At 68.4% G+C, this 25,014-nt stretch carries 35 protein-coding genes and 1 pseudogene; 6 read left to right on the top strand and 30 right to left on the bottom strand.

The genetic code is table 11. From position 1 onward, the window contains the following. Positions 1 to 21: 21 nt before the first annotated feature. The 22 genes from rpsH to ACZ6IM_RS24655 form a co-directional block, all read right to left on the bottom strand. Positions 22 to 420 (bottom strand): 30S ribosomal protein S8, encoded by a 399-nt coding sequence (gene rpsH / locus ACZ6IM_RS24760; RefSeq protein ID WP_026248232.1) that lies wholly within the window; start codon positions 418 to 420, stop codon positions 22 to 24. Positions 421 to 655: 235 nt separating this feature from the next. Then, positions 656 to 841, bottom strand: a complete 186-nt coding sequence (locus ACZ6IM_RS24755; RefSeq protein ID WP_003948630.1) for a type Z 30S ribosomal protein S14 — start codon at positions 839 to 841, stop codon at positions 656 to 658. A gap of 5 nt (positions 842 to 846) precedes the next feature. After that, the gene (gene rplE, locus ACZ6IM_RS24750) at positions 847 to 1,404 is read right to left on the bottom strand and encodes a 50S ribosomal protein L5 (protein WP_003974255.1); all 558 of its coding nucleotides are present in this window, start codon (positions 1,402 to 1,404) and stop codon (positions 847 to 849) included. Continuing rightward, entirely contained in the window at positions 1,404 to 1,727 is a 324-nt protein-coding gene (gene rplX, locus ACZ6IM_RS24745; RefSeq protein WP_052839850.1) for a 50S ribosomal protein L24, read from the bottom strand. The genes rplE and rplX overlap by 1 nt, the downstream gene beginning before the upstream one ends. Positions 1,728 to 1,729: 2 nt before the next feature. Continuing rightward, positions 1,730 to 2,098 (bottom strand): 50S ribosomal protein L14, encoded by a 369-nt coding sequence (gene rplN, locus ACZ6IM_RS24740; protein ID WP_003974257.1) that lies wholly within the window; start codon positions 2,096 to 2,098, stop codon positions 1,730 to 1,732. 132 nt (positions 2,099 to 2,230) lie between these two features. Beyond that, positions 2,231 to 2,518, bottom strand: coding sequence for a 30S ribosomal protein S17 (rpsQ, locus tag ACZ6IM_RS24735; protein ID WP_052839851.1), 288 nt, complete (start codon positions 2,516 to 2,518; stop codon positions 2,231 to 2,233). After that, positions 2,518 to 2,742 carry a 50S ribosomal protein L29 gene (gene rpmC / locus ACZ6IM_RS24730; RefSeq protein ID WP_003974259.1) on the bottom strand — a complete coding sequence of 75 codons (225 nt, stop codon included), beginning with the start codon at positions 2,740 to 2,742 and terminating at the stop codon, positions 2,518 to 2,520. The genes rpsQ and rpmC overlap by 1 nt, the downstream gene beginning before the upstream one ends. Next, complete coding sequence (gene rplP / locus ACZ6IM_RS24725) at positions 2,742 to 3,161, bottom strand: 50S ribosomal protein L16 (protein ID WP_004927269.1); 420 nt, start codon at positions 3,159 to 3,161, stop codon at positions 2,742 to 2,744. The genes rpmC and rplP overlap by 1 nt, the downstream gene beginning before the upstream one ends. Positions 3,162 to 3,166: 5 nt before the next feature. Further along, entirely contained in the window at positions 3,167 to 3,997 is an 831-nt protein-coding gene (gene rpsC, locus ACZ6IM_RS24720) for a 30S ribosomal protein S3 (RefSeq protein ID WP_052839852.1), read from the bottom strand. After that, entirely contained in the window at positions 3,997 to 4,344 is a 348-nt protein-coding gene (rplV, locus tag ACZ6IM_RS24715) for a 50S ribosomal protein L22 (RefSeq protein WP_003974262.1), read from the bottom strand. Before rplV ends, rpsC begins: the two co-directional genes overlap by 1 nt. A gap of 42 nt (positions 4,345 to 4,386) precedes the next feature. After that, on the bottom strand, positions 4,387 to 4,668 hold the full coding sequence (gene rpsS / locus ACZ6IM_RS24710; protein WP_003974263.1) for a 30S ribosomal protein S19: 282 nt from the start codon (positions 4,666 to 4,668) through the stop codon (positions 4,387 to 4,389). A gap of 12 nt (positions 4,669 to 4,680) precedes the next feature. Then, a complete protein-coding gene (gene rplB / locus ACZ6IM_RS24705) occupies positions 4,681 to 5,517 on the bottom strand; it encodes a 50S ribosomal protein L2 (protein WP_003974264.1) in 837 nt (278 codons plus the stop codon). 40 nt (positions 5,518 to 5,557) lie between these two features. Then, positions 5,558 to 5,977 carry a 50S ribosomal protein L23 gene (gene rplW, locus ACZ6IM_RS24700; protein WP_003974265.1) on the bottom strand — a complete coding sequence of 140 codons (420 nt, stop codon included), beginning with the start codon at positions 5,975 to 5,977 and terminating at the stop codon, positions 5,558 to 5,560. Then, on the bottom strand, positions 5,977 to 6,636 hold the full coding sequence (gene rplD, locus ACZ6IM_RS24695) for a 50S ribosomal protein L4 (protein ID WP_052839853.1): 660 nt from the start codon (positions 6,634 to 6,636) through the stop codon (positions 5,977 to 5,979). The genes rplW and rplD overlap by 1 nt, the downstream gene beginning before the upstream one ends. Positions 6,637 to 6,644: 8 nt before the next feature. Beyond that, complete coding sequence (gene rplC / locus ACZ6IM_RS24690; RefSeq protein ID WP_030400223.1) at positions 6,645 to 7,289, bottom strand: 50S ribosomal protein L3; 645 nt, start codon at positions 7,287 to 7,289, stop codon at positions 6,645 to 6,647. 17 nt (positions 7,290 to 7,306) lie between these two features. Next, entirely contained in the window at positions 7,307 to 7,615 is a 309-nt protein-coding gene (gene rpsJ, locus ACZ6IM_RS24685) for a 30S ribosomal protein S10 (RefSeq protein ID WP_003948644.1), read from the bottom strand. 438 nt (positions 7,616 to 8,053) lie between these two features. Next, entirely contained in the window at positions 8,054 to 8,677 is a 624-nt protein-coding gene (locus ACZ6IM_RS24680) for a hypothetical protein (RefSeq protein WP_469559095.1), read from the bottom strand. A 42-nt stretch (positions 8,678 to 8,719) separates the two neighbouring features. Continuing rightward, complete coding sequence (locus ACZ6IM_RS24675; protein WP_469559092.1) at positions 8,720 to 13,249, bottom strand: DUF6531 domain-containing protein; 4,530 nt, start codon at positions 13,247 to 13,249, stop codon at positions 8,720 to 8,722. Positions 13,250 to 13,268: 19 nt separating this feature from the next. After that, positions 13,269 to 13,442 (bottom strand): hypothetical protein, encoded by a 174-nt coding sequence (locus ACZ6IM_RS24670; RefSeq protein WP_469559089.1) that lies wholly within the window; start codon positions 13,440 to 13,442, stop codon positions 13,269 to 13,271. Continuing rightward, entirely contained in the window at positions 13,439 to 13,906 is a 468-nt protein-coding gene (locus ACZ6IM_RS24665; protein ID WP_052839575.1) for a hypothetical protein, read from the bottom strand. Before ACZ6IM_RS24665 ends, ACZ6IM_RS24670 begins: the two co-directional genes overlap by 4 nt. 61 nt (positions 13,907 to 13,967) lie before the next feature. Continuing rightward, positions 13,968 to 14,300 (bottom strand): hypothetical protein, encoded by a 333-nt coding sequence (locus ACZ6IM_RS24660; protein ID WP_052839574.1) that lies wholly within the window; start codon positions 14,298 to 14,300, stop codon positions 13,968 to 13,970. Between the two features lie 17 nt (positions 14,301 to 14,317). Next, a complete protein-coding gene (locus ACZ6IM_RS24655; protein ID WP_052839573.1) occupies positions 14,318 to 14,965 on the bottom strand; it encodes a hypothetical protein in 648 nt (215 codons plus the stop codon). A 476-nt stretch (positions 14,966 to 15,441) separates the two neighbouring features. Here ACZ6IM_RS24655 and ACZ6IM_RS24650 point away from each other — a divergent pair, with 476 nt between their 5' ends. Both ACZ6IM_RS24650 and ACZ6IM_RS24645 read left to right on the top strand, forming a co-directional pair. Further along, a complete protein-coding gene (locus ACZ6IM_RS24650) occupies positions 15,442 to 15,798 on the top strand; it encodes a MerR family transcriptional regulator (protein ID WP_052839572.1) in 357 nt (118 codons plus the stop codon). A gap of 49 nt (positions 15,799 to 15,847) precedes the next feature. Beyond that, on the top strand, positions 15,848 to 16,207 hold the full coding sequence (locus ACZ6IM_RS24645; RefSeq protein ID WP_052839571.1) for a hypothetical protein: 360 nt from the start codon (positions 15,848 to 15,850) through the stop codon (positions 16,205 to 16,207). Here the strand turns inward: ACZ6IM_RS24645 and ACZ6IM_RS24640 are convergent. The 5 genes and pseudogenes from ACZ6IM_RS24640 to ACZ6IM_RS24620 form a co-directional block, all read right to left on the bottom strand. Continuing rightward, positions 16,203 to 16,505, bottom strand: a pseudogene (locus ACZ6IM_RS24640) (CBS domain-containing protein); the annotation flags it as partial. The gene ACZ6IM_RS24645 and the pseudogene ACZ6IM_RS24640 overlap by 5 nt on opposite strands. 178 nt (positions 16,506 to 16,683) lie before the next feature. Next, a complete protein-coding gene (locus ACZ6IM_RS24635) occupies positions 16,684 to 16,887 on the bottom strand; it encodes a cold-shock protein (RefSeq protein ID WP_003974279.1) in 204 nt (67 codons plus the stop codon). A 281-nt stretch (positions 16,888 to 17,168) separates the two neighbouring features. Beyond that, positions 17,169 to 18,527 (bottom strand): NADP-specific glutamate dehydrogenase, encoded by a 1,359-nt coding sequence (gene gdhA / locus ACZ6IM_RS24630; protein WP_469559083.1) that lies wholly within the window; start codon positions 18,525 to 18,527, stop codon positions 17,169 to 17,171. Between the two features lie 200 nt (positions 18,528 to 18,727). Then, on the bottom strand, positions 18,728 to 18,937 hold the full coding sequence (locus tag ACZ6IM_RS24625; RefSeq protein WP_052839568.1) for a 4-oxalocrotonate tautomerase family protein: 210 nt from the start codon (positions 18,935 to 18,937) through the stop codon (positions 18,728 to 18,730). A gap of 1 nt (position 18,938) precedes the next feature. Further along, a complete protein-coding gene (locus ACZ6IM_RS24620) occupies positions 18,939 to 19,700 on the bottom strand; it encodes an SDR family oxidoreductase (RefSeq protein WP_469559080.1) in 762 nt (253 codons plus the stop codon). Between the two features lie 77 nt (positions 19,701 to 19,777). Here ACZ6IM_RS24620 and ACZ6IM_RS24615 point away from each other — a divergent pair, with 77 nt between their 5' ends. Beyond that, the gene (locus ACZ6IM_RS24615; RefSeq protein ID WP_469559078.1) at positions 19,778 to 20,677 is read left to right on the top strand and encodes a helix-turn-helix transcriptional regulator; all 900 of its coding nucleotides are present in this window, start codon (positions 19,778 to 19,780) and stop codon (positions 20,675 to 20,677) included. Here ACZ6IM_RS24615 and ACZ6IM_RS24610 read toward each other — a convergent pair. Beyond that, on the bottom strand, positions 20,628 to 20,825 hold the full coding sequence (locus ACZ6IM_RS24610) for a DUF397 domain-containing protein (RefSeq protein ID WP_052839565.1): 198 nt from the start codon (positions 20,823 to 20,825) through the stop codon (positions 20,628 to 20,630). The genes ACZ6IM_RS24615 and ACZ6IM_RS24610 overlap by 50 nt on opposite strands. After that, the gene (locus ACZ6IM_RS24605; RefSeq protein ID WP_052839564.1) at positions 20,822 to 21,670 is read right to left on the bottom strand and encodes a helix-turn-helix domain-containing protein; all 849 of its coding nucleotides are present in this window, start codon (positions 21,668 to 21,670) and stop codon (positions 20,822 to 20,824) included. Before ACZ6IM_RS24605 ends, ACZ6IM_RS24610 begins: the two co-directional genes overlap by 4 nt. A gap of 158 nt (positions 21,671 to 21,828) precedes the next feature. Here ACZ6IM_RS24605 and ACZ6IM_RS24600 point away from each other — a divergent pair, with 158 nt between their 5' ends. Continuing rightward, a complete protein-coding gene (locus tag ACZ6IM_RS24600; protein ID WP_052839563.1) occupies positions 21,829 to 22,260 on the top strand; it encodes an ATP-binding protein in 432 nt (143 codons plus the stop codon). Between the two features lie 263 nt (positions 22,261 to 22,523). Further along, on the top strand, positions 22,524 to 23,417 hold the full coding sequence (locus ACZ6IM_RS24595) for a helix-turn-helix domain-containing protein (RefSeq protein WP_469559073.1): 894 nt from the start codon (positions 22,524 to 22,526) through the stop codon (positions 23,415 to 23,417). A gap of 148 nt (positions 23,418 to 23,565) precedes the next feature. Here ACZ6IM_RS24595 and ACZ6IM_RS24590 read toward each other — a convergent pair whose 3' ends face one another. Next, the gene (locus tag ACZ6IM_RS24590) at positions 23,566 to 23,958 is read right to left on the bottom strand and encodes a VOC family protein (protein WP_052839561.1); all 393 of its coding nucleotides are present in this window, start codon (positions 23,956 to 23,958) and stop codon (positions 23,566 to 23,568) included. Positions 23,959 to 24,033: 75 nt separating this feature from the next. Here ACZ6IM_RS24590 and ACZ6IM_RS24585 point away from each other — a divergent pair, with 75 nt between their 5' ends. Then, positions 24,034 to 24,999 carry a helix-turn-helix transcriptional regulator gene (locus tag ACZ6IM_RS24585; protein WP_052839603.1) on the top strand — a complete coding sequence of 322 codons (966 nt, stop codon included), beginning with the start codon at positions 24,034 to 24,036 and terminating at the stop codon, positions 24,997 to 24,999. The last annotated feature ends 15 nt before the right edge of the window (positions 25,000 to 25,014 follow it).

Raw genomic sequence — 25,014 nt, 5'->3', positions numbered from 1 at the left:
TGTTTCCTCCGTTCCCTTCCGTTACCAGACGTAGGCGAGGACTTCTCCGCCTACGCCCTTCTTGCCGGCCTGCTTGTCGGTGAGGAGCCCGTGGGACGTGGAGATGATCGCCACGCCGAGGCCACCCAGCACCTTGGGCAGGTTGGTGGACTTCGCGTACACCCGGAGACCGGGCTTGGAGATCCGCTTGATGCCCGCGATGGAGCGCTCACGGTTCGGGCCGAACTTCAGCTCGAGAACGAGGTTCTTGCCGACCTCGGCGTCCTCGGTCTTCCAGCCCGTGATGAAGCCCTCCTGCTGGAGGATCTCCGCGATGTGAGACTTGATCTTGGACGCCGGCATCGTCACGGAGTCGTGGTACGCCGAGTTCGCGTTCCGCAGACGCGTAAGCATGTCTGCGATCGGATCAGTCATGGTCATGAATTGGCCTTCGGCCTCTCTCGCCGGGGTTTCCTGGTGCGCCATCCCTCTCCCCGATCCGAGACGGGACGGGTGCGGCGCGGTGGACCTACGGCGTAGTAAGCAGTCATTTGCGGGCGCGGCCCGCAGGCGTGCGGGCGGCAGACGCCCAACCCCGCAAGCCTACGGCATACGAGGGCGGGCCTCTGCCGACCCAGTTGCTTACCGAGAGTCTGAATAACCCGGGATTACCGGATTACCAGGAGCTCTTGGTCACGCCCGGCAGCTCGCCGCGGTGAGCCATCTCACGAAGGCACACGCGGCACAGGCCGAACTTGCGGTAGACGGAGTGCGGACGGCCGCAGCGCTGGCAGCGCGTGTAGCCGCGGACACCGAACTTGGGCTTGCGAGCAGCCTTGGCAATCAGAGCCTTCTTCGCCATCTCGCTCACGCCTCCTTGAAGGGGAAGCCGAGGTGACGGAGGAGCGCGCGGCCCTCAGCGTCGTTGGTCGCCGTGGTCACCACGGTGATGTCCATACCCCGGGTGCGGTCGATCTTGTCCTGGTCGATCTCGTGGAACATGACCTGCTCGGTGAGACCGAAGGTGTAGTTGCCACGGCCGTCGAACTGCTTGGGGGACAGACCACGGAAGTCGCGGATGCGCGGCAGCGCCAGCGACAGGGTGCGGTCCAGGAACTCCCACATGCGGTCGCCACGGAGCGTGACGTGGGCGCCGATCGGCTGGCCCTCACGCAGCTTGAACTGCGCGATGGACTTGCGGGCCTTGGTGACGGCCGGCTTCTGACCGGTGATGGTGGTCAGGTCGCGGATCGCGCCCTCGATCAGCTTCGAGTCACGGGCGGCGTCGCCGACACCCATGTTGACCACGATCTTCACGAGGCCGGGGATCTGCATGACGTTCTCGTAGGAGAACTCCTCACGCAGCTTGCCCGCGATCTCCTCGCGGTACTTCGTCTTGAGACGCGGAGTGGTGGTGGTAGCCATCAGATGTCCTCACCCGTCCGCTTGGCAACGCGGATCTTGTTGCCCTCGTCGTCGAAGCGGTAACCGACGCGCGTGACGACCTTGTTGCCGTCCTTCTCCACGACCAGCTGGACGTTGGAGACGTGGACCGGCGCCTCGGTGGTCACGATGCCACCGGCCTGCGAACCGCGAGCGGTCGGACCGGCCTTGGTGTGCTTCTTGACCCGGTTGACACCCTCGACCAGGACGCGGTCCTCACGGGGGAAGGCCGCGATGACCTTGCCCTGCTTGCCCTTGTCCTTACCGGTGATGACCTGGACCAGGTCGCCCTTCTTGATCTTCATGCTCACAGCACCTCCGGCGCGAGGGAGATGATCTTCATGAACTTCTTCTCGCGCAGCTCACGGCCGACCGGGCCGAAGATACGGGTGCCGCGAGGGTCGCCGTCGTTCTTCAGAATGACGGCGGCGTTCTCGTCGAAGCGGATGTACGAGCCGTCCGGACGGCGGCGCTCCTTGACGGTGCGAACGATGACCGCCTTGACGACGTCACCCTTCTTCACGTTGCCACCGGGGATCGCGTCCTTGACGGTGGCGACGATGACGTCACCGATACCCGCGTAGCGGCGACCGGAGCCACCGAGCACACGGATGGTGAGGATTTCCTTCGCACCCGTGTTGTCGGCGACACGCAGTCGCGACTCCTGCTGGATCACGTCTATCTCCTGAATGTCTGCCGGTTCCCCGGGAGCCGATCACTGGGTGAACGGCTCCCGGAGCCTGGCGGAACTGTCCTGCGGGGAATGCCCCGCAGGAACGTACTTTGGGAATTCGCTTGCGCGAATTGCCTACTTGGCCTTCTCGAGGACCTCGACGACGCGCCAGCGCTTCGTCGCGGACAGCGGCCGGGTCTCCATGAGGAGCACACGGTCGCCGACGCCCGCGGAGTTCTGCTCGTCGTGAGCCTTGAGCTTCTCGGTACGGCGGATGACCTTGCCGTACAGGGCGTGGGTCACGCGGTCCTCGACGGCGACGACGACGGTCTTGTCCATCTTGTCGCTGACGACCAGACCCTGCCGGGTCTTGCGGAAGCCGCGCGCGGCCTTCGTCTCTTCAGTCACGTTGCTCTCGCTCATCAGGCGCTCTCCACCGTCTCGATGCCCAGCTCGCGCTCACGCATCAGGGTGTAGATCCGGGCGATGTCCTTACGGACGGCCTTGAGCCGACCGTGGTTCTCGAGCTGGCCCGTCGCCGCCTGGAAGCGGAGGTTGAACAGCTCTTCCTTGGCCTCGCGGAGCTTCGCCAGAAGCTCCTCGTTGCCCAGCTCGCGCAGCTCGGACGCCTTGGTACCGGCCGACATCACGCTTCACCTGCCTCGCGCTTGACGATCCGGCACTTCATCGGCAGCTTGTGGGCCGCACGAGTCAGCGCCTCACGGGCGATCTTCTCGTTGGGGTAGGACAGCTCGAACATGACCCGGCCCGGGTGCACGTTCGCGATCCACCACTCCGGAGAACCCTTACCGGAACCCATGCGGGTCTCGGCCGGCTTCTTCGTGAGCGGGCGGTCCGGGTAGATGTTGATCCAGACCTTGCCGCCACGCTTGATGTGGCGGGTCATCGCGATACGGGCCGCCTCGATCTGGCGGTTGGTCACGTACGCCGGCGTGAGGGCCTGGATGCCGTACTCGCCGAACGCGACCGTCGTACCGCCCTTGGCCTGACCACGGCGCTTCGGGTGGTGCTGCTTGCGGTGCTTGACCCTACGGGGGATCAGCATGTCGGTCAGGCCTCCGTTCCGGTGCTCTCAGCCGGAGCGGCAGCGGCGGGCGCCTCGGCCTTGGGGGCCTCGGCGGCCGGAGCCGACTGCTGCTGCGGCTTGCGACCGCGCCGCTCGCCACCGCGGCCACCACGGGCCGGGCGGTCGGCGCCACCGCGGGCCGGGCGGTTACCCGCACGGGCGGCAGCGTTCTCGGCGCGGACCTCGGCGATGTTCTTGACGTCGCCCTTGTAGATCCAGACCTTCACACCGATGCGGCCGAAGGTCGTCTTGGCCTCGAAGAAGCCGTAGTCCACGTTCGCGCGGAGCGTGTGCAGGGGCACACGGCCCTCGCGGTAGAACTCCGAGCGGGACATCTCGGCGCCGCCGAGGCGGCCACCGCACTGGATCTTGATGCCCTTGGCGCCGGCCTTCATCGTGCCCTGCATGCTCTTGCGCATGGCGCGACGGAAGGAGACGCGGGAGGAGAGCTGCTCGGCGACGGCCTGGGCGACCAGCTGAGCATCGGTCTCGGGGCTCTTGACCTCGAGGATGTTCAGCTGGACCTGCTTGCCGGTGAGCTTCTCGAGCTGACCGCGGATCTTGTCGGCCTCCGCACCGCGGCGGCCGATGACGATGCCCGGACGAGCCGTGTGGATGTCCACGCGGACGCGGTCACGGGTGCGCTCGATCTCGACCTTGGAGATGCCGGCGCGCTCCATGCCGGACGTCAGCATCCGACGGATGGCGACGTCTTCCTTGACGTAGTCCTTGTACAGCTTGTCGGCGTACCAACGCGACTTGAAGTCGGTCGTGACACCGAGCCGGAACCCGTGCGGGTTTACCTTCTGGCCCATTACCGGGTTCCTTCCTTGCTGCTGACGACCACGGTGATGTGGCTGGTCCGCTTGCGGATCCGGTAGGCGCGGCCCTGGGCACGCGGCCGGAACCGCTTCAGGGTCGGGCCCTCGTCGACGTACGCCTCGGAGATGAAGAGGCTGTCGGCGTCGGTGTGGTCGTAGTTGTGCGCGGCGTTGGCGATGGCGCTGTCCAGCACCTTGCCGACCGGCACGCTCGCGGCCTGCGGGGCGAAACGCAGGACCGCCTGAGCCTCCGTGGCATCCATGCCACGGATGAGGTCCACCACGCGGCGGGCCTTCATGGGCGTGACGCGGATGTACCGCGCCTGGGCCCTGGCTTCCATGGTTGTCCCTTCAGTGTTTGTCATGGTCATTCCACCCCGCTGTTAGCGGCGCTTCGACTTCCGGTCGTCCTTGACGTGACCCCGGAAGGTGCGCGTCGGCGAGAACTCGCCGAGCTTGTGGCCGACCATGGACTCGGTGACAAACACCGGGATGTGGGTCTTGCCGTTGTGCACCGCGATCGTGTGGCCGAGCATCGCCGGGACGATCATCGAGCGACGGGACCAGGTCTTGATGACGTTCTTGGTACCGGCTTCGTTCTGCGTGTCCACCTTCTTGATCAGGTGGTCGTCGACGAAGGGTCCCTTCTTCAAGCTACGAGGCATCTCAACCCGTCCTTAGCGCTTCTTGTTCGTCTTGCGGCGGCGGACGATGTACTTGTTCGACGCCTTCTTGGGCGAACGAGTACGGCCTTCCTTCTTGCCCCAGGGGGACACCGGGTGGCGACCACCCGAGGTACGGCCTTCGCCACCACCGTGCGGGTGGTCCACCGGGTTCATGACCACACCACGCACGGTCGGGCGAACGCCCAGCCAGCGCTTACGGCCCGCCTTGCCCCAGTTGATGTTGCTCTGCTCGGCGTTGCCGACCTCGCCGACCGTGGCGCGGCAGCGCTGGTCGACCAGGCGGATCTCTCCGGACGGCATGCGCAGGTGGGCCATCGTGCCCTCCTTCGCGAGCAGCTGCACGGAGGCACCGGCGGAGCGGGCGAACTTGGCGCCGCCACCGGGACGGAGCTCGATCGCGTGGATCGTGGTACCGACCGGGATGTTGCGGAGCGCCAGGTTGTTGCCCGGCTTGATGTCGGCCCCGGGACCGTTCTCGACGCGGTCGCCCTGCTGCAGGTTGCGCGGGGCGAGGATGTAGCGCTTCTCGCCGTCCGCGTAGTGCAGCAGCGCGATGCGCGCGGTGCGGTTGGGGTCGTACTCGATGTGCGCGACCTTCGCCGGCACGCCGTCCTTGTCGTGCCGACGGAAGTCGATGACACGGTAGGCGCGCTTGTGTCCGCCACCCTGGTGGCGAACGGTCACACGACCGGCGTTGTTACGGCCGCCCTTGCTGTGCAGCGGGCGGACCAGCGACTTCTCCGGCGTGGACCGCGTGACCTCGACGAAGTCGGCGACGCTGGAGCCACGACGGCCCGGCGTAGTCGGCTTGTACTTGCGGATTCCCATTTCTCAGTCCTCGTCCGATTCCGGACGATCCGGACCTCCGTCAGGAGGTCGGACCGCCGAAGATGTCGATACGGTCGCCCTCGGCGAGGGTCACGATCGCGCGCTTGCTGTCGGCACGCTTGCCGAAGCCCGTGCGGGTCCGCTTCCGCTTGCCCTGGCGGTTGATCGTGTTGACCCCGGTGACCTTGACCGAGAAGACCGCCTGGACGGCCTCCTTGATCTGGGTCTTGTTGGAGCCCGGGGCGACGACGAACGTGTACTTGTTCTCGTCGAGGAGCGCGTAGCTCTTCTCCGACACGACCGGCTTCAGCAGCACGTCACGGGGGTCCGTGAACGCCTTGCTGGCCGGGGTGACGACGGTGTTCTTGCCCTCGGCCTCGTGGCGGCGCGCCTTGGCGACGCGCGCGGCCTTGGCGGCCTTGGCCGCCTTGGAGGCGATGCTCGGGTGACGCGTAGCCATCAGGCTTCGCTCCCTTCGGTGTCAGCGGCCTTGTTGGGGCCAGACACGAAGGACTCGAAAGCGGCCTGGGTGAAGACCACGTCGTCCGAGACGAGAACGTCGTACGTGTTCAGCTGGCCCGGCTCCAGGATGTGGATCTGGGGCAGGTTGCGGGCGGACAGCCACGCGGCCTCGTCGGCGCGGTCGACGACCAGGAGCAGGTTCTTGCGCTCCGAGATCTTGCCGAACAGCGTCCGGGCGGCCTTCGTGGACGGGTTCTCGCCCTCGATGACGCCGGTGACGACGTGGATCCGGTTGTGGCGGGCCCGGTCGGTGAGGGCGTGGCGCAGGGCCGCGGCCTTCATCTTCTTCGGGGTCCGCTGCGAGTAGTCACGCGGCTGCGGGCCGTGGACGACGCCACCGCCGGCGAACTGCGGCGCACGGGTCGAACCCTGGCGGGCGCGGCCGGTGCCCTTCTGGCGGTACGGCTTCTTGCCGCCACCACGGACCTCGCCGCGACGCTTGGTCTTGTGCGTGCCCTGGCGGGCAGCGGCGTTCTGCGCGACGACGACCTGGTGGATCAGCGGAATGCTGATCTTCTCCACGCCGAAGATCTCCGCGGGGAGCTCGACGCTTCCGGTCTTCTCGCCGGCAGGCGAAAGGATGTCAACAGTGCTCATCGGTTACCTCAGGCCCCCTTGGCCGCGGTGCGGACCAGGACGAGGCCGCCGTTCGGACCGGGAACCGCGCCCTTGATGAGCAGCAGACCCTTCTCCGCGTCAACGGCGTGGACGGTCAGGTTCTGGGTGGTGACCCGCTCGTTGCCCATGCGGCCGGCCATGCGGAGGCCCTTGAACACGCGGCCCGGGGTGGCGCAGCCACCGATGGAACCGGGCGAGCGGTGCTTGCGCTGGGTGCCGTGTCCGGCGCCGAGGCCCTTGAAGTTGTGACGCTTCATGACACCGGCGAAGCCCTTGCCCTTGCTCTTGCCGGTCACGTCGACCTTGATGCCGGCCTCGAAGACCTCGGCGGTGACTTCCTGACCGAGGGTGTACTCGGCGGCGTCGGCCGTTCGGATCTCGACGAGGTGGCGACGGGGGGTGACGTCGGCCTTGGCGAAGTGGCCCTTGAGGGGCTTGTTCACCTTGCGCGGGTCGATCTCGCCGAACGCGATCTGGACGGACTCGTAGCCGTCGACGTCGTTCGTGCGGACCTGGGTGACGACGTTGGGGCCGGCCTTGACAACGGTGACCGGAACAACGCGGTTGTTCGCGTCCCACACCTGCGTCATGCCGAGCTTCTCGCCCAGGATGCCCTTGATCTGCTTAGCCATTCTCAGATCACCGGCCTTCAGAGCTTGATCTCGATGTCGACACCGGCCGGGAGGTCGAGTCGCATCAGAGAGTCAACGGTCTTGGGGGTCGGGTCGAGGATGTCGATCAGGCGCTTGTGCGTGCGCATCTCGAAGTGCTCGCGCGAGTCCTTGTACTTGTGCGGCGACTTGATGACGCAGTACACGTTCTTCTCAGTGGGCAGCGGCACCGGGCCCGCGACCGACGCACCAGTGCGCGTCACCGTCTCGACGATCTTCTTCGCCGAGGAGTCGATGACCTCGTGGTCGTAGGCCTTGAGCCGGATGCGGATCTTCTGTCCCGCCATGGCTACTCAGTAGTCCTGTCTCTCGTAACGCTCTGGACCCGGTGGTCCTTGTCCATTCCGCTCCCCCTCCGACCCACGCGGTCGGGCGTGTCGCGCTCTCGCTGACATGGATGTCCCTTTTCGGGACTTCCCTGCAGTGGGAGTCGCGGGCCCTTCCGGAACCGCAGACCGGGGGCGAGAGGCCCACCGGGTGCCTGGCCTGCACCCCGCTGACACTTCCCGGAAGATTCCCGTACGTCCGCCCCTGATCAGGGACGACGAGTACTGTGGGACTCGCTTCCGGTCCCCCCGGCGGGAGGCGCGCAGCATCGGCACTCGACCGAGCAACCCCGCTAGTCTGCCATACGGGGCGCGGGGCTGGCCAATCGGGCGGCCGGAGAGAATACCCCGGGGGTGGCGGAGATCAAACCCGGGCAGCGGGGCCGGACGGTCACGCCGTCAAGACACCCCGAGCGACTGATCCAGAATCTCGTCGTATGCCCGGAATCCTGCCTTTCCTTCCTCCGGTGCGTCGGACTCGGGTCGCAGGATCCCAGGCAGGTGCGCGACACGCCACATGCGGAAGACCACGCCGGGAGTGCTCCCGCCGCTCGGGTCCGCCAGGCCGCAGGCGATTGTCAACACCTCGACTATCTGCTCCCCACCCCGGACGGCCTCTGTGCCGGCCGCGACGGCCGCGGTGACGAGCGCCTGGAGCAGAAGCGTGAGCTGCAGGTCCGCTGCCATACGGCACATGCGGCGGACCAGCGCCGGCTCCTCCAGCTTCGCCAAGGGCTCGGGGACCCCCGTGACACCCGCGGACCACAGGAGCAGGAACGCCGCGGGCACGTCATGATCGCGCAGCCGTCCCAGCTCGTCGACGACGGCCATGCCCGAGTCGCTGAACCGGCATACCGACCGGATACCGCTGAGCAGGCGCTCCACGTCCTCGGACCGGTCGTCCAGGAAACGGCCGACCGAGACGTCCGAGACGGACCAGGAACCCGTGGCGTTCACGGCCCCGACCTCCACGACACCGCCAAGCGGGCCGAAGACACCACGAGCCAGCATGCTCTCCGACATGGGAACGATCGAACCTGCCACTACCGCGCTCCTCGCAAGACTCTAAAATTGGCCCATCATGTGCTGAATCACCGCATCTCGCTGCGGAAGTACGCGCGGAGAACCTGCGTTCAGGATGTCGACCCCCTGCTGAGTGTCCACGAAGTACTCCGGCTGGCGCCCGGCGGGCCCGCTGTGCTCGCGGAGCACCGAATCGGCGAACGATCTCGGCACTTCGGTCCGGACCACGACTCCGTCGGGACCGGCGTACTGTGTGGCGGCCCTGTTGAAGTCGTCGGTCAGGTACACGCCGGCATCCGGTGTGTATTCGCGCTGCATGTCGTGGGAGCGACCCAACGAGAATTCCCCGCCGCTCCAGTCCCGCGAGCCATGATAAAGAACCACGCTTTCCTCGTCGCACGACATCAGACCGAAGGGGTCCGTCTGCCGCCACGGATGGGTCACGTAGCTGTAAGGATCCGGAGCGGGCGCCAGTCCGAGTGGGTCCAGCGAGGTGTAACGGCCGCTCTCCGGGTCGTAGTGCCGGTGGTAGTTGTAGTGCAGTCCTGTCTCTTGGTCCTGGTACTGCCCGGGAAAGCGCAGCGGGGTGTACGCCTCGCTTTGCCGGGGCCAGGCCGTAGCACCCCATAGCGTCCGGTGGGATCTCCAGCTCACATCGCCCTGTGGATCGACGAGTTGGGTCGGAGTTCCGACCAGATCGGTGACGATCGCGAAGAAGCGGGCGTCCACCTCTTCCTGCGTCGCCGAGTCGGTCAGACGTTCAGTCTGGGCGATCGGTCGCAGGCCGGAGTGGTCCCAGGTGAGGGTGACCGCATTCGGCAGAGCCGGGCCGATGGTGGTCTCCTCCACGAGGACCGGGCCGTCCCACGTGAAATCCGTACGCTCCACGACTGAATGACCGTCGTCGCCGAGTCGCTCCTTGGCGATACGACGACCGAGAGGGTCGTAGGAGTAGCGCCAGGCCGTGCCGTCCGGGGTCGTGACAGAGGTCAGTCGGTCCTCGGCGTCCCAGACGTACCGCCAGACTGCGGGCTTCCGGGACAGGCGCCTCTTGCGGCGCTCCACGACCCGTCCGGCAGCGTCGTGTACGTAACGCACTCCTCCCGCACGCTCCAGGCGACTTCCGGCGTAGGTACGGCGGTCTTGCGCCGCGTCCAGTCCCGGATAACCGGACCATGAAGCAGAAGTGATGTGTCCTGCGACGTCATAGTCGTAGCTTTCCGAACGGCCCTCCGCCTCCAAGCCCCTGACGCGCCCCATCGCGTCGGTGTGAAGAACGACAGGGCCGTCGATGACATCGGAAACCCGGCTCGGACCGTGGTGTACTCCGTAGCTGTATTCGCGGCCCTGGACCAGCCGGTCCGCGGTCGTCCACCGTTCTTCCACGGGCCGACCGCTCGCGTCCCAGGTCTGGTCGAGGCGCAGCGAAGCATCGATGCGACGGCTGATTTCCTGTCCGGCGGCATCGTGACCGAATTCGATGGCGTGGCCGGAAGTACTCAGACCGATCATTCGTCCGACGGCGTCATACCCGTACAGGGCACGCGCACCGGAGGGCGTGACTCGCTCGACACGACGGCCGGTGGAGTCGTACGTCGACACCGTCGATCGGCCGTTCACCCACTCGGCGACGACCCGCCCGGCGAGATCCCGCTCCAGCCTCAGGTCGCAGCCCGGCCCCACGGCGCGGACCAGCCGTCCCATGGCGTCGTGGACGTACTCGGTGGACTCGGCGCCGACAACCTTGGAACGAAGCCGCCCCATCGGGTCGTACGTGAACGCGACCTCCTGGCTCGTCGGGTTCACCCGCCGCGACAACCGGCCGGCCGCGTCCCGCTCGTAGGTTGTCCGCTGCTCGTCGAAGTCCGTTTCGGCAACGAGCCGGCTGGCCGCGTCGTAGATATACGCCCAACTCAGACCAAGGGGGTTGATCGCACGCGTAAGCCGCAGTGACGCGTCGTACTCGAATTCGTACCGTCCTCCATCGGGTTCCGTCTGCGCGGTGAGCAGGTCGAAAGGACCGTATTGGAAGGTCGTCAGGGCGCCGTTCGGCTTCACGTGGGACGTGCAGTTGCCCTCACCGTCGTACGTCCACGTCTCCTGGGTGCCGTCGGGGCCGAGGACACGGGTCGGGCGACCTTCGACGGTCCACCACAGCCTGGTCGTTTCTCCCAAGGGACCCGTGATGGCGCTGAGCCGGCCGAAGGAGTCGTACGTGCGTATGGTGCGCTCCCCCAGAGCACTGGTGGTCTCGCAGCGTAGGCCCGCGGCATTGCAGCGCACTGTCGTCGTGGCGCCGAGTGGGTCGGTCACCGACGCGATGGACCCGTGGGCGTCGTAGGCGAACCGCGTGCGGGCACCGTCAGGTGCGATGGTCTCAAGCCGGTTGCCTCGTGCGTCGTAGGTGTGTTGCCAACTCGTCCCGTCCGGCAGGTTGACGCGGGTCGGCAGGTGCAGGGAGTTGTACACCACGGTGACGACGCCACCGTCCGGCAGCGAGACGTGCGTCGGCCGACCGACCGCGTCCACCTCATAACGCGTGCTGTGCCCAAGGGAATCGGTGCGGGAGAGCAGGTGGTGGTGGTCGTCGTACTCGGTTCGAGTGCAGTGGCCAAGGGGGTCGATCTCGGCAATGACCTGGCTGTTGTCGTTGACAACGAACCGAGTGGTCGCACCGTCGGTCGTCGTATGACTGGTGACGCGGCATCCCGGCCAAGCGGAGAGTGCCTCGTCGTACGTGAACGTGCCCGCGACGTGTCCGGCTTGTCCGGCCTGTGAGACACATCGCCCGTGATCGTCGTAAACGTAGGTGTACCGGTGATTGTTGCGGTCGGCCCATGACGTCATGCGCAAGTACTCGTCGTAGGTGAACGCGAGGGCCAAGCCGGATGAGTTGACGACCTCGGTGAGGTTGCCGTCGTCGTAGCCGTATCGCCTGACAACAATGTCCGAACCGTCCTCCGCATCGGTCAGACGCAGGGCGGTGACACGACCGTCGGAGGTGGTGAATGTGATGTGGTAACCACCCGAGTGCCGGATCCCGAGCGGAGCGCCGGACTCGTCATACTCGAAGGTGAGGCTGTTGGCGTTACGGTCGGTGATGCTGGTGATGCGGGCAGCGCCGTCGGGCTGTGGAGCGAAGCGGCGGCTGAGACCGGTCCAGGGTTCGTCCACTCGATACGTCCCGTCGGCCTCCCGGCTGAGGGGCATACGGGGCCCCGACTCGGGCAGCCAGAGATGCCCTGCCTCGTTTTCGACGCGGTAGACGAGGATCATTCCGTCCTCCGTGACGAAGTAGACGCCGTCCGCCTCCATCTCCAGACGTTGATCCAGGGTCGAGGACCAGCTGGGTCCGAACCACCATCCGCATCCGTAGTTGGACGCGGCGCGGCGAATGAACGTCAGGGGCAGGGTTCCGGGAAGGGACACGTCCGTCTCGACCAGGAACGTCTCTCCAGTAGCGACGTCGACCGGGTCACCGCAGCCTCGGATCTTGCTCTTCAGCCGGTTGTAGGCCCCCTTGGCGCCGTCGGCCACCACTGTCTTGGCGTTTTTGGCGACGCCTCGCGCGCTGAGGGCCATGCCCTTCAGGCCCGTCTTGCCCAGTGCCTTGGCGCCCTTGGCCAGTCCGCCGAGGGTGGTGAGGCCCTTCATGCCGGGTATGCAGTCCAGGGCCGCGAATCCGACGTCCCACAGGGATGCCTGGCCCTTGCGATATTTGTTGAGCGTGTCCGCGAGGACGACGAGGGCGGCGACGAGGACGATCGCGCCGAGGATCGGGCCGCCGATGATCATCGCGACGATGCCGACGACGGCGACGACGACCTTGCAGACCGCGACGATGGTGTCCCAGTTGTCGGAGAACCAGTCCCCGACGTCCTCCCACCACGACCGGTTCTGGATGCCGGCGTCGGACGCCTCGTCGATCTTGTTCTTGGCCTCCCGCGCCGCATCCTCACGCATCTTGCGCGCGTCCTCGGCCATCTTCTTCGCCGCGTCCAGCGCCCCCTGCGCGGAGTCGACGGCGGACTGGGCGTCGGCGTGAGCGGTCTTGGCGTGCTGGACGTCACGGGTGGCGGCCCGGACCTTCGCCTCGTCCGGCTTGTCCGCGTCCGACTTGCTGCCCGTCGGATCGTCCTTGTACTTGTCCGCCTCCTTCGACGCCCGCGTCACCCACGAGTCCGCCGAGGACAACTTCGACTGCGCCGACGTCAGGTCCTGGCGGGCCTCCCGCGCCTTGACCAGCGCCCTGTCCGCCAGCGCCTGCGCCCGCTCCAGCTTCGGCCAGAAGTCCGCGAGCGCGTCACCGCACATCCCGTACGACTTCTCCAGCTTCCTCAAGTTCTTGGGAACGCCGGAGAACTCCTCCTTGAAGACCGTCGCCGACTTCCCCGCCCACTCGGCCAGGGTCGACTCCCCCGCCATGCCCTTCACCAGACGCAACGCCTCCGACACATCGTCGGCGAAGTCGTGCAACGTCTTGGCGAGCGTGCGCACCCGCTGCGGATCCCCCGGGGTCGGGTCCTTGTCCAGGTCCAGCACATGCCAGTCACTCGGCCTGTGGCCCACCATCCCCGCAACCCCCGTCAACTCACGCGTCGCACCAGCAACCACCCGTACGCACACGTGAACTTACGAGGGAGAAGTAGTCCGCGTCCAGGATCACGTCGGCATCGCGGATGACGCCCACGATGCCGACGCCGCCCGTGACGGCTCCGCACAGGTCGCTCAGGCAGTCCACCAGGGCGTCCCAGTTGGCGCTCATCGTCCGCGCATGGCCTTCCAGGCGTCGGTCGCCGCGTAAGCGCAGCTCAGCCGCCACGCGTCCAGCTTGTTCCGCACCGTTGAGACGACGCTCCAGCACTTCAGCCACGTCGGCAGTCGTCGGAACGGTACGAAGGTCAGGGTGTCGTCGATGGCGTTGATCGCGATGCTCGTGCGGCCGGGGCCTTCCGCCCGCAGTGCGGCGTACAACTCCGGTGTCAACGCGCCGTTGAGGCGAGCCGCCGTCCCTGCCGCGGTGAAGGCGAACCCTCGCTGGGCTACGTCCGGGAGTTGCATCGCCCGCACGATCCGGGGTGACGCCTCCTCCAGCGAGCAGTTGAAGGCGAGTCCGATGGCCGCCGTGCCGAGGCTCCTCTCCCCGCGCTCGAAAGCGGCGTCCCATTCCTGCGGGTCGTTCAGGGCAAGCAGTCGTTCGCCTGTCTGCCAGTTCCAGTCGGTCGTCATGGCCAACGTGCTTCCCGTCTTCCGCCGGGGACCGAATTGCCGGGTTCGCGCCGCATCGGTGTCATCCCCGCAGCGTCCAGAACCGAGAGTCCCGGGGCGGGGCCGGGTGGACGGGGAGGCGGGTGAAGTCGATGTGGGCGTCGGCTTCCGGGTCGCCGGTCGGCGGGAGCAGGTGGTCGCCGCGGGCGTAGTAGGCGGGCAGGGCCCAGAACTCCGGGGCTTCGTGGCACAGGAGGTCCGGGTACGGGCCGACCTCCAGGTCCGCGTACTGGCGGTTGATCCTCGCCACCGCCTCCGGGCGGGAGATGCCGCAGCGGTCCACCAGTACGTCGACCATGTCGCGGAAGTACTCCAGCATTCCCTCGTCCAGGTCGAGGACGAATTCCTCGGTCACCGGGGCCCCCGCGCCCCTCAGTCCACGAACCGGAACGTCGACGTGATCGCGTCGAAGATGTCGAAGAAGGAGTCCGCGAGGTCGAGGACCTGGCTGCTGCCCGCGACCAGGGCGACCTTGCCCTCCTGGCCCGGGACCGGGATGTACGTCTGCATGAGCACCGCGCGGACCGTGCGGTTCAGGGCGTCGCCCGGGACCGGGATGTCCTCCACGCCCTGGGTGCGGGCCGCGGGGCCCACGCCGGGGATGTCGACCGTGGTGACCTTGCGCCAGGAGTCGCCGGGCTTCCTCGCCTCCTTGACCGCGAGCTGGGCGGCTATGGCGCCCGGGTCGGTGGGGAGGGGGTCACCGGATGACGTGCGGCCGCCGATCAGGGAGACCGTGACCGAGCCCGTGATCGGGGTGTCGCCGCCGAAGCTCTCCGCCATGCAGCCGCAGTACAGCGCGCCCGACTTCCAGGCGTCGGACGCCGCCTTCTGGAGGAAGGTGACGTACGCGGATCGGGAGGGCTTCAGTTCCGGGTACCGGCGGATGCGGTCGTCGACCATGCGGCGGATCGAGTCGTCCCGTGACTCCGGGCGTACGTCGAACTCCCACCAGGATTCGGGCACCTTGATGCGGAAACCGCCCCGTTCGACGGTCAGTGCCTCCGTGTAACGGGCCATGGCGCGCCCGGCCTCCCCCGTCAGTCGCTCGAACAGTTGCCCCGTCATCGTCCCACACGGCCCGCGCGCCCTAAGTGCAGAAAGTCGTTCACCTGTTTGGACGAAAACCTGCTGTGGCCGCTGTAGACATGCGGCAGCTGATGTGGTTAGTCTTCTGCCGTAGCCAAGAGTCAGTGAGGCGCGGCAGAGACGAACTGCCCGCATGTGGAACAGCAGGATCAGCAGGACCAGCAACACCGAAAGAAGTACGACACGGAGAGAAGGAGGAGGACGCCATCAGGATCGCCCGGTCGAGGACGTTCTCACCGGGTACCGCAGGCCCCGGAACGGAAGGTGGTCCCACGGTCACGCATCCGCGATCCCTCAACAGAAGGCCGGCAGTGCAGTAGGCCGGCAGATGGTGTTACAAATCCCTCGGGGCCTTGGTGCCGTACGGCACCAAGGCCCCTCGACGCATTCCGCCTACAGAGGTGCAGATGACCGCAGACACACCGCTCCACCGAATCGACGACGACGACTACCCCGCGTACACCATGGGGCGGGCGGCAGAGATGCTGGGCACGACGCCCGCCTTCCTGCGGGCCCTCGGCGAAGCCCGGCTGATCACTCCCCTGCGCTCAGAGGGTGGTCACCGTCGCTACTCCCGCTACCAGCTGCGCATCGCCGCGCGCGCCCGCGAGATGGTCGACCAGGGAACGTCCATCGAGGCGGCCTGCCGCATCATCATCCTGGAAGACCAGCTCGAAGAGGCTCAGCGCATCAACGAGGAGCTGCGACGCGGTGGCGCCGGGGCGGCCGGGGACAAGACCGGGAGTGCCCGTTCCGGCCGGTAGTGGCACCGACCGGTCCGCCCGGGCGGGCCTGCGGATAAAATCCGTTTCCATGTCGAAGCCTGACGAGCTGATCATTGACATCGCTGCCCGTGTGGAGTCCGCGCAGAGCAGTCGGATGTCCTTGACCGTGGTCACCCACGGTGCTGTCATCACCGGTCGCCTGGCCCCCGAGTCCGTGTGGAGGAAGCGGGTGTCGGAAGTGCTGACCGACTCCGCGGACCTCAGCGACTTCTCCGCCGTATTCGATGCCCCGGCCGAGCGGGAGGGGGCGCCCACGCACCTGCACTTCCATGTCGCCCGGATCCTCCAGGGCACGATGGGGATCCCGGAGACGGGCGGGATGTACCGCGTGGCGATCGAGGACGTCACCGCCTGGACGGTGGGTGACTTCAGCTACTCCGACCACTGAGGGGCGAGGCGAAGGGGCCGGCACCGTCGGCGGCGATGTCGCGCAGGCGGACCCGGTCCGTGTACGCGGAGCCGTTCCGTACGGCGGTCAGCCGGGCACGGGTGACCAGGGCGGTGTACTGGCCGTCCTCGTCACAGACGACCAGGTGACCCGTGCGGGCGGCGGCCATGACGGACAGCGCCACCTCTACGGTCATGTCGCCCCAGACCTGCGGTCCGGCCGCGTCCACGGCGTCGGCGACCGTCCTGTGCGCGGGAGTGGTACTCGTCGAGCGGGGGTGCGTCTGGAGCAGCGTCAAGAAGTGCCTCCTGCAGAGATGGGCAGAGATGGCCGGCTTTCCGGTCAGGACGGTTCCAGGCACGGGAATCCGCGTACGTGAATTCCCGGAATTTCACGGGAATTCACGGATTCCAGAGATTTCAGGGATGCAGCTGGGGCCCGCACCCCGAAGGATGCGGGCCCCAGCTGCAAGTGCGTCAGGCGAGGACGATGTTCTCGGCCGTCGGGCCCTTCTGGCCCTGCGCGATGTCGAAGTTCACCTTCTGGCCTTCGAGCAGCTCGCGGAAGCCCTGGGCGGCGATGTTCGAGTAGTGGGCGAACACGTCAGCGCCGCCACCGTCCTGCTCGATGAAGCCGAAACCCTTTTCCGCGTTGAACCACTTCACGGTGCCAGTAGCCATGTCATTTCTCCTTCGGGGCAGTGCACCGGCGCCCGCACTGTACGGACGCCGTGTCGCCGCGTTGATCACCCCGACCGGAAAAAGACCGGTGTCAAAAATTCGGGAACCACAACTGCAACTGATAACGACAGTAGCACGTCGAAGCGCCCGATACGCGCCGATCAATTTCCCCGAGTTCGGCGCTGCAAGGAAACTGGCGGCGCGTTCCGTCAAACCCTCTCCCCGCGGATACAGATTTACGGGCGCCCATTTCGCAGGAATTATTCGGCGGGCGGGTTCCGTCAGATGACGCCCTGCGCCAGCATCGCGTCGGCCACCCGCTCGAAGCCGGCGATGTTCGCGCCGGTGACGTAGTCGCCGGGGGCGTCGTAGCGCTCGGCGGTCTCGTGGCAGGTGGTGTGGATGCTGGTCATGATGTCCGCCAGCTCCTCCTCGACGCGCGCCGCCGTCCACGAGGTACGGGCGTGGTTCTGCGCCATCTCCAGGGCGCTGACCGCGACACCGCCCGCGTTGGCCGCCTTGCCGGGGCCGAAGGCGACGCCGGCCTGCTGGAGCAGGTGGACGGCCTCCGGGGTCGTCGGCATGTTCGCGCCCTCGGAGACCGCCTTGACGCCGTTGCGGATCAGGGCCGCGGCGTCGTTCTCGTCCAGTTCGTTCTGCGTGGCCGACGGGAGGGCGAGGTCCGCCGGGACCTCCCAGACGCGGCCGCCGGGGACGAAACTGGCCGAGGCGCCCCGGCGCTCCGCGTACGCGTCGACGCGGCCCCGCTCGACCTCCTTGATCTGCTTGAGCAGGTCGAGGTCGATGCCCTTCTCGTCGACGACGTAGCCGGAGGAGTCCGAGCAGGTGATGGCGTTGGCGCCGAGGGCGGTCAGCTTCTCGATGGTGTAGATCGCCACGTTGCCGGAGCCCGAGACGATCGCGGTCTGGCCCTCCAGGTCCTCGCCGCGCTCGCGCAGCATCGCCGCCGCGAAGAGGACGTTGCCGTAGCCCGTCGCCTCCGGGCGGATCAGCGAGCCGCCCCAGCCCTGGCCCTTGCCGGTGAGGACGCCGGACTCCCAGCGGTTGGTGATCCGGCGGTACTGGCCGAAGAGGTAGCCGATCTCCCGGCCGCCGACGCCGATGTCCCCGGCCGGGACGTCGGTGTGCTCGCCGATGTGCCGGTACAGCTCCGTCATGAAGGACTGGCAGAACCGCATGACCTCGGCGTCGCTGCGCCCGTGCGGGTCGAAGTCGCTGCCGCCCTTGCCGCCGCCGATGCCGAGGCCGGTCAGCGCGTTCTTGAAGATCTGCTCGAAGCCCAGGAACTTGATGACGCCCAGGTTCACCGACGGGTGGAAGCGCAGGCCGCCCTTGTACGGGCCCAGCGCGCTGTTGAACTCGACGCGGAAGCCCCGGTTGACGCGGACGCGGCCCTGGTCGTCCTGCCACGGCACCCGGAAGATCACCTGGCGCTCCGGCTCGACCAGCCGCTCGATGAGGCCCGGCTCGGCGTACTCGGGGCGGGCCGCGACGACCGGGGCGAGCGTTTCCAGGACCTCGTGCGCGGCCTGGTGGAACTCCGGCTGGGCCGGATTGCGGTGCTCGATCTCCGTGAGGAGGTGGTCGAGAGTGGTCTGCGTCTCGCTTCGCGTCGTCACAGGGGCCCTTTCTGGCACGGCGGGCACCGGTCGCGTGCAGCGACCGGTGGGAGGCGCTCGGCGCCGTTGCCGCGCGCGGGACACTTAAGTGTTACGCGCATGTAAACCTCGTGGCCAGCACCCGATCACTGGATGAGACGAAGGCCTCCCGGCCCGTCGGCGGCTACGGGCCACGGGCTACGGGCCACGGGTTACGACGGCTACGTGTCGCCGTTGAGCATCTCGGCGGTCAGGACGTTGCCCGCGACGCCCCAGCCGCCGTCCGGGACCTCGTCGACGAGGACGACCGTAGTCGGGCGGGCGCGCTCTCCGTAGATCTCCGCGTAGAGGTCGGTGGTGCGTTCGACGATCTTCTTCTTGTCCTCCGCCGAGAGAGTGCCCGCGGGGACCTTGAAGTGGGCGAAAGGCATGTCAGATCATCCCTCCGTTGGCGCGCAGGATCTGGCCGTTCACCCAGTGCCCGGCGGGGCTGCCGAGGAAGGCGACCACGGCGGCGATGTCCTCCGGGGTGCCCAGCCGCTCCAGGGGCGGGGTCTTCGCGAGCCGGTCGATCTGCTCGGGCGTCTTGCCGTCGAGGAAGAGGTCGGTGGCCGTCGGGCCGGGGGCGACCGTGTTCACGGTGATGTCCCGCCCGCGCAGCTCGCGCGCCAGGATCATCGTCATCGCCTCCACGGCGCCCTTGCTCGCCGCGTAGCCGCCGTACGTGGGGAACTGCGTCCCGACGACGGACGTCGAGAACCCGATGAAGGCGCCACCGGCACGCAGCCGCCGCGCCGCCTGCTGGGCGACGACGAAGGTGCCGCGGATGTTGGTGCGGTGCATGGCGTCGAGCGCGGCCAGGTCCAGGTCGGCGATCGGCGACAGCGTCATCCGCCCGGCCGCGTTCACGACCACGTCGACGCCGCCGAACTCCTCCTCCGCCCGGTCGAACAGCGCGCCGACCTCCTTCTCCTCCGCCACGTCGGCCTGTACGGCGACGGCGCGTCCGCCGGCCCCGGTGATCGCGGCCACCGCCTCGTCGGCGGCCTCGGCGCCGTGGGCGTAGTTCACGACGACGGCCAGGCCGTCCTCGGCGAGCTTCTGCGCGACCGCACGGCCGATGCCGCGCGATCCGCCGGTGACGATCGCCACGCGGGCGTCCGTCACTGTGTTCTGGTTCGTGTTCGTGGTCATGCGTCCACGATGCGCCCGGCCGGGCGGCGCAGCCAGGGGATGCCATCCCCTGGGTCACCGGCCCGGCCCCGCGCAGAATGGACCGCATGAGCGCTGTGAAGTACGCCGAGCTGGGAGCGTTCCTGCGGTCGCGGCGGGAGCGCATCCGTCCCGCCGACGTCGGACTCCCGGCCGGGCCGCGCCGCCGGGTGCCGGGGCTGCGCCGCGAGGAGGTGGCCCAGCTCGCCGGGGCGTCCGTGGACTACTACAACGAGCTGGAGCGCGGCGCCGGGTCCCAGCCGTCCGAGCAGATGATCGCCGCGCTGGCGCGTGCGCTGCGGCTGTCCGCCGACGAGCGGGACTACCTGTACCGGCTCGCCGACCGGCCGGTGCCCGTGCAGGGCGGGCCCGCCTCGCACGTGCACCCCGGCATGCTGGACCTGCTGGAGCGGATGGCCTCGACCCCGGCGCAGGTGATCACCGACCTGCACGTCACCCTCGTACAGAATCCGCTGGCGGTGGCGCTGCTCGGGGACCAGTCCGGTTACCGGGGGCCCCGTGCCAGCTTCGTGCACCGGTGGTTCACCGAGCCGGAGGCCCGGCTGCTGTATCCCGAGGCCGACCACGAGAGCCAGTCCCGCGCCTTCGTCGCCGATCTACGGGCCGCCGCCGCCCGGCGGGACGCGAAGGACGCGGAGGTCGGCTCGATGATCCGCACGCTGCTCGGCGTCTCCCCCGAGTTCGCCTCCCTGTGGGCCGACCACGAGGTGGCCTTCCGGCGCGACGACCGGAAACGGCTGGTCCACCCGGTGATCGGCCTGATCGAGGTCAACTGCCTCAACCTCTTCAGCGAGGACGGCCGCCAGCGGCTCCTGTGGTTCACCCCGGCCGTCGGGACCGACAGCGCGGGGCTGCTGGAGTTGCTGGCGGTCGTCGGAACGCAGGAGGTCAGCGCTGCGACGCGTACGGCAGGAAGCTCGCCCAGGCGGCAGGGGTGAGGGCGAGGCGGGGGCCGTCGGTGTCGGTGGTCTTGGAGTCACGGACGTGGACGGTGCCGGGGGTGACGGCCAGCTCGACGCAGGAGTTGCCGTCCGTACCGCTGCTGTAGCTGCTCTTGAACCAGACCAGTTCGGTCTCGCGGATCATGTTTCTCCCAGCAGTTTTTCGATGAAGGCACGTGACTCTCTCGGTGGGAGAGCCTGCGCCCGGATGGTGCCATACCGCAGCTCAAGGATGCGCAGCTCCCTGGGCTCAGCAGTCGGCCGACCGTTGAACGCACCATCGCTACGTCCCACTGCCGTGCCATCCGGGAACTTCAGCAGCTCGATCTTGCCGTCCACACCCGGGTGGGCTTCCGTGTTCGTCGGCATCACCTGAAGCGAGACGTGGTTCAACGATCCCACCTCCAACAGGCGTTCGAGCTGCTGCTGCCTCACCATTGTGCCGCCAACCGGCCGTCGCAACGGTGCCTCTTCCAGGACGAAGTGGATCGACGGCGCCGGATCGCGTTCGAAGACCGACTGCCGAGCCATACGGGCAGCCACCATGCGCTGTACGTCGTCTGCGGAGTACGACGGCTGGGCCGCTTCCATGAGCGCGCGGGCATGCTCCGGTGTCTGCAACAGCCCATGGACGCTGTTGCACTCGTAGATACCGATCTCGACCGCGTTGCCCTCCAACTTCCCCAGCTCCCGCACCTTCTTCGGGTACCGGACCTTCTTCACGTCCTCCCAGGCGGCCGAGATGAGCCCACCGGCCCCCAACACCTCGTCGGCCCTGTCCAGGTACTCCTGCCGGGGGATCCGCCTGCCGCCCTCGACCTTGTAGACGAGGTCCTCCCCGTACCCGACCGCCACTCCGAACTCGCCGGCGCGCATCCCCGCGGCCTCGCGACGAAGCCTCAACTGCCGTCCCACCGTGGTGATGACCGCGACGCCCCACTCGTCGTCCGGGTCGACTTCCCACCCCGACTCGTCCGTCTCCACCGTCATCCCGCACCCCTTCGTCGTACTCGCCGTGTTGCCCCCAGCGCCCTACCCGTACGGCGTGTGCCGACAGCCCCGACAGCGATGGACAACCACCGGACAGTCACGGCACGTACCCGCTGAGTCACTTTTCACGGTACGCACACGCCGCCACGCTGAGTGACGTGAATCAGAAATCCGCCGAACTCCCGGCGTCCGTCCGCAACTTCAGCGTGCAGCTGTCTCCCACGCCACGCGGTGCCCGCCTCGCCCGCCTGCTCGCGACCGAGCAGCTCCGCTCCTGGGGGCTGCCCCTGGATCCTGCACGGCTCCTCGTCGCCGAGCTGGCCAACAATGCGAGCGCCCACGGACGCGTCCCGGGCCGCGATTTCCGGCTCACGCTCTACGTCGTCGGCGACACCCTCCGCATCGAGGTGACCGACACCAGAGGCCAGGAGCTTCCCCACCCCCAGCCGCCCTCCCCCGAGGCCGAATCCGGCCGTGGCCTGCTGCTGGTGGAGGCGCTGGCGAGCCGCTGGGGGGTGACGGAGGGCCGCTTTCCGCGCAAGACGGTCTGGGCCGAACTGCGCTGTACGCCGCCGGAACCCACGTTCTGAGGTTCCGGCGCCGCCGGTGCCCTACAAAAGAAAAAACCGGGGGAAATGACCCCCACCAAGCCCCACCCCTCCCGCCCGAGGCGCGTCATCACTCGGGCGGGTGAACATCACCGGCTGAGTTGGATTTCCGGTCCCCCAACTCCCCTACTCTCAGCGCAAGCAAGAACATCCGAAACAACCGAAAAAGACTTCGGCCCCCGCTGGGACTGGCATCCCGGAGCGAGGGCCTAACCACCAAGGAAGCAAACCCTAGGAACTTCCCGATGGATACCCAAAACCCTAGCGCGCCCCCGCGCGCCCAGTCAGCCCCCGCCGCCGATCCGACCCGTACGCGTCGTCACGCTGGCGGCATCGTCCACGACAACACCCGCCACACCACCCGCTTCGTGGTGATCGGCAACCACCTGGTCCAGCACAAGGAGCTGTCGCTCCTGGCGATCGGCCTCAGCTGCGACCTCCAGTCGCTGCCCACCGGCGCGGGCGCCGACATCAAGTCGCTCGCCGCCCGCTTCCCGGAGGGGCCGACCCGTATCGCCGCCGCCCTGCGCGAGCTGGAGGCCCACGGCTACCTGCGCCGCGAGCGCCACCGCACCGAGACCGGCCGGATCGTCACCCGCACCGTCTCCTGCAACCAGCCGCGTCACCGGCGCGAAGCAGCCGACACGGGCTGCCCGCCCGCGAAGCGCACGCCTCCGTCGCCCCGCCGTACGGGACCCAAGGCGCTCCCCGCCGTACCGCAGCCCGGCAGCAAGGCCCCGGCCCTCCTCCAGACGGCCCTCGACCTCCTGGCCGACCTGCGGCGACACGACGCCCGTCTGCTGCTCTCCGCGACGGAGACGGCCCACCTGGTCCCAGGGGTCGCAGCCTGGCTGGAGCGGGACGTCGGTCCCGGCGCCGTACGGCACGCCCTGACCGCCGGCCTCCCGGACGAGCCCCTGCGCCGCCCCGCCGCCCTGCTGGCCCACCGCCTCACCGACCGACTGCCACCGCCGCCCCCGTTCCGTACGCCGTCGGCCGCCATGCCGCCGCCGCGCCAGCCACTCCAGAACTGCGAGGGCTGCGACCGCGGCTTCCGGGCCCCGGACTCCGAGACCCACTGCCGCGACTGCCGAGAGCCCAGGCGTCCCACCCCGTCAGCCCGCTCGTCCCAACCGTGAACAGGACCCTCAGCGCCGTGCCTGCATTCTCACGCCCCTGCCGTCCGGGCGACTGACCTGGCCAGTGCACTCCCGGGAGGACATCGGACGAGGCTTTCGCCAAGGCCGACGAACTGGTCAGAGCGGCGGAGGAGTGGAAACCCCGCCCTCAGGCCACCGTGGAAACACAGAACGGATGACCCGCCGGGTCCAGCAGCACGCGCCAGCGGTCCGGCGACGGCTGGAACTCCGGCTTGGTCGCGCCCAGGGCGAGCAGGCGGGCCTCCCCCGCGTCCAGGTCGTCGACGCCGACGTCGATGTGGGCCTGCTTCTCCTGGTCGGTGCCCGGCCAGGTCGGCGGGCGGTAGTCGGGGAGGCGGCAGAAGCCGAGGCCGGGCGCGCCGTCCTTGCCGCCGAGGAGGTAGAAGTCGTCCGTGTTGAAGGCCACGGGGAGGTCGAGGGCCTCGCCCCAGAAGCGGGCCAGTGCGGCGGGGTCGGAGCAGTCGAAGGTGACGGCCGAGTAGCGGAAGGCCGGTGCCGAGGTGTGCTGCGTTGTCGTCATGGGAGAGACCGTAGGACGTGACCAGGACAGGTTCGGTCCTGGTCATGTCGGTCGACCGTGGCAGACTTCCAAACCGTGCTCAGTACTTCCGCCCGGCTGCTGCGGCTGGTCTCCCTGCTCGCCGTCCGTCCCGCCTGGACCTGCGGTGAGCTGGCCGAGCGGATGGAGGTCACGGAGCGGACGGTGCGGCGGGACGTGGCGCGGCTGCGAGAGCTGGGGTACACCGTCGACTCCGACCCGGGGCCCTGGGGCGGGTACCGGCTGCGGCCGGGGACGCGTACGCCGCCGTTGATCCTGGACGACGAGGAAGCCCTCGCCGTGGCCGTCGGGCTGCGGGAGGCCGCGCTGAGCGGGGCGCTCGGCGGGGACCAGGCGGCGCTGTCGGCGCTGCTGAAGCTGCGGCAGGTGCTGCCCAAGCGGCTGGGCGACCGGCTCGGGGACATGGACGCCGCGTTCGTGCAGACGCCGAGGGCCGGAGAGCCGCAGGTCGCGGCGGGGATGCTGCTGGAGCTGGCGGCCGCGTGCCGGCGGGGCGAGCGGGCCCGGATGGCGTACCGGGACTGGGGAGGGCGGAGCAGTGTGCGGGATGTCGACCCGTACCGGCTCGTGCACACCGGGCGGCGCTGGTACTTCGTGGCGCTCGACGTCGAGCGGGGCGAGTGGCGGACCTTCCGGGCGGACCGGGTCGAGCGGCTGCAACCGACGGGGCGGGCCGTCGAGTTCACCGACCCGCCGCCCGATCCGGCGCTCCTCGTGTCCCGCGCGAGCGCGACCGGGCCGTACGCGCTGCTGGCCACCGTCCGCCTGCCGGTGCCCATGGAGCAGGCGCTGCGGTCCGTTCCCGCCACGGTCGGGCTGCACCGGGCCGACGGGCCGGACGCCACGGTCGTCGAGATCGGCGGGTCGAGCGCGGAGGGGCTGGCCCGGTATCTGTTCAGCCTCGCCACGCCGTTGCGCGTCCTGGCGCCGGACTCCGTGCGGGAAGCGCTGCTGCGCCGGACGCGGGAGCTGCTCGCCGCGAACGGCGACGCGAGTGCTTGAAGTTTCCTCCACAGG

The organism is Streptomyces sp. NPDC042336 (genome assembly GCF_055581985.1).
This window is presented reverse-complemented; position numbering and strand designations above follow the sequence as displayed.

Bases quoted from the DNA above. Each gene is read 5' to 3' on its own strand.
- rpsH (WP_026248232.1), bottom strand. From the start codon at position 420: ATGACCATGACTGATCCGATCGCAGACATGCTTACGCGTCTGCGGAAC.
- ACZ6IM_RS24755 (WP_003948630.1), bottom strand. From the start codon at position 841: ATGGCGAAGAAGGCTCTGATTGCCAAGGCTGCTCGCAAGCCCAAGTTC.
- rplE (WP_003974255.1), bottom strand. From the start codon at position 1,404: ATGGCTACCACCACCACTCCGCGTCTCAAGACGAAGTACCGCGAGGAG.
- rplX (WP_052839850.1), bottom strand. From the start codon at position 1,727: ATGAAGATCAAGAAGGGCGACCTGGTCCAGGTCATCACCGGTAAGGAC.
- rpsQ (WP_052839851.1), bottom strand. From the start codon at position 2,518: ATGAGCGAGAGCAACGTGACTGAAGAGACGAAGGCCGCGCGCGGCTTC.
- rpmC (WP_003974259.1), bottom strand. From the start codon at position 2,742: ATGTCGGCCGGTACCAAGGCGTCCGAGCTGCGCGAGCTGGGCAACGAG.
- rplP (WP_004927269.1), bottom strand. From the start codon at position 3,161: ATGCTGATCCCCCGTAGGGTCAAGCACCGCAAGCAGCACCACCCGAAG.
- rpsC (WP_052839852.1), bottom strand. From the start codon at position 3,997: ATGGGCCAGAAGGTAAACCCGCACGGGTTCCGGCTCGGTGTCACGACC.
- rplV (WP_003974262.1), bottom strand. From the start codon at position 4,344: ATGGAAGCCAGGGCCCAGGCGCGGTACATCCGCGTCACGCCCATGAAG.
- rpsS (WP_003974263.1), bottom strand. From the start codon at position 4,668: ATGCCTCGTAGCTTGAAGAAGGGACCCTTCGTCGACGACCACCTGATC.
- rplB (WP_003974264.1), bottom strand. From the start codon at position 5,517: ATGGGAATCCGCAAGTACAAGCCGACTACGCCGGGCCGTCGTGGCTCC.
- rplW (WP_003974265.1), bottom strand. From the start codon at position 5,977: ATGGCTACGCGTCACCCGAGCATCGCCTCCAAGGCGGCCAAGGCCGCC.
- rplD (WP_052839853.1), bottom strand. From the start codon at position 6,636: ATGAGCACTGTTGACATCCTTTCGCCTGCCGGCGAGAAGACCGGAAGC.
- rplC (WP_030400223.1), bottom strand. From the start codon at position 7,289: ATGGCTAAGCAGATCAAGGGCATCCTGGGCGAGAAGCTCGGCATGACG.
- rpsJ (WP_003948644.1), bottom strand. From the start codon at position 7,615: ATGGCGGGACAGAAGATCCGCATCCGGCTCAAGGCCTACGACCACGAG.
- ACZ6IM_RS24680 (WP_469559095.1), bottom strand. From the start codon at position 8,677: ATGTCGGAGAGCATGCTGGCTCGTGGTGTCTTCGGCCCGCTTGGCGGT.
- ACZ6IM_RS24675 (WP_469559092.1), bottom strand. From the start codon at position 13,249: ATGGTGGGCCACAGGCCGAGTGACTGGCATGTGCTGGACCTGGACAAG.
- ACZ6IM_RS24670 (WP_469559089.1), bottom strand. From the start codon at position 13,442: ATGAGCGCCAACTGGGACGCCCTGGTGGACTGCCTGAGCGACCTGTGC.
- ACZ6IM_RS24665 (WP_052839575.1), bottom strand. From the start codon at position 13,906: ATGACGACCGACTGGAACTGGCAGACAGGCGAACGACTGCTTGCCCTG.
- ACZ6IM_RS24655 (WP_052839573.1), bottom strand. From the start codon at position 14,965: ATGGCCCGTTACACGGAGGCACTGACCGTCGAACGGGGCGGTTTCCGC.
- ACZ6IM_RS24650 (WP_052839572.1), top strand. From the start codon at position 15,442: ATGACCGCAGACACACCGCTCCACCGAATCGACGACGACGACTACCCC.
- ACZ6IM_RS24645 (WP_052839571.1), top strand. From the start codon at position 15,848: ATGTCGAAGCCTGACGAGCTGATCATTGACATCGCTGCCCGTGTGGAG.
- ACZ6IM_RS24635 (WP_003974279.1), bottom strand. From the start codon at position 16,887: ATGGCTACTGGCACCGTGAAGTGGTTCAACGCGGAAAAGGGTTTCGGC.
- ACZ6IM_RS24625 (WP_052839568.1), bottom strand. From the start codon at position 18,937: ATGCCTTTCGCCCACTTCAAGGTCCCCGCGGGCACTCTCTCGGCGGAG.
- ACZ6IM_RS24620 (WP_469559080.1), bottom strand. From the start codon at position 19,700: ATGACCACGAACACGAACCAGAACACAGTGACGGACGCCCGCGTGGCG.
- ACZ6IM_RS24615 (WP_469559078.1), top strand. From the start codon at position 19,778: ATGGACCGCATGAGCGCTGTGAAGTACGCCGAGCTGGGAGCGTTCCTG.
- ACZ6IM_RS24610 (WP_052839565.1), bottom strand. From the start codon at position 20,825: ATGATCCGCGAGACCGAACTGGTCTGGTTCAAGAGCAGCTACAGCAGC.
- ACZ6IM_RS24605 (WP_052839564.1), bottom strand. From the start codon at position 21,670: ATGACGGTGGAGACGGACGAGTCGGGGTGGGAAGTCGACCCGGACGAC.
- ACZ6IM_RS24595 (WP_469559073.1), top strand. From the start codon at position 22,524: ATGGATACCCAAAACCCTAGCGCGCCCCCGCGCGCCCAGTCAGCCCCC.
- ACZ6IM_RS24590 (WP_052839561.1), bottom strand. From the start codon at position 23,958: ATGACGACAACGCAGCACACCTCGGCACCGGCCTTCCGCTACTCGGCC.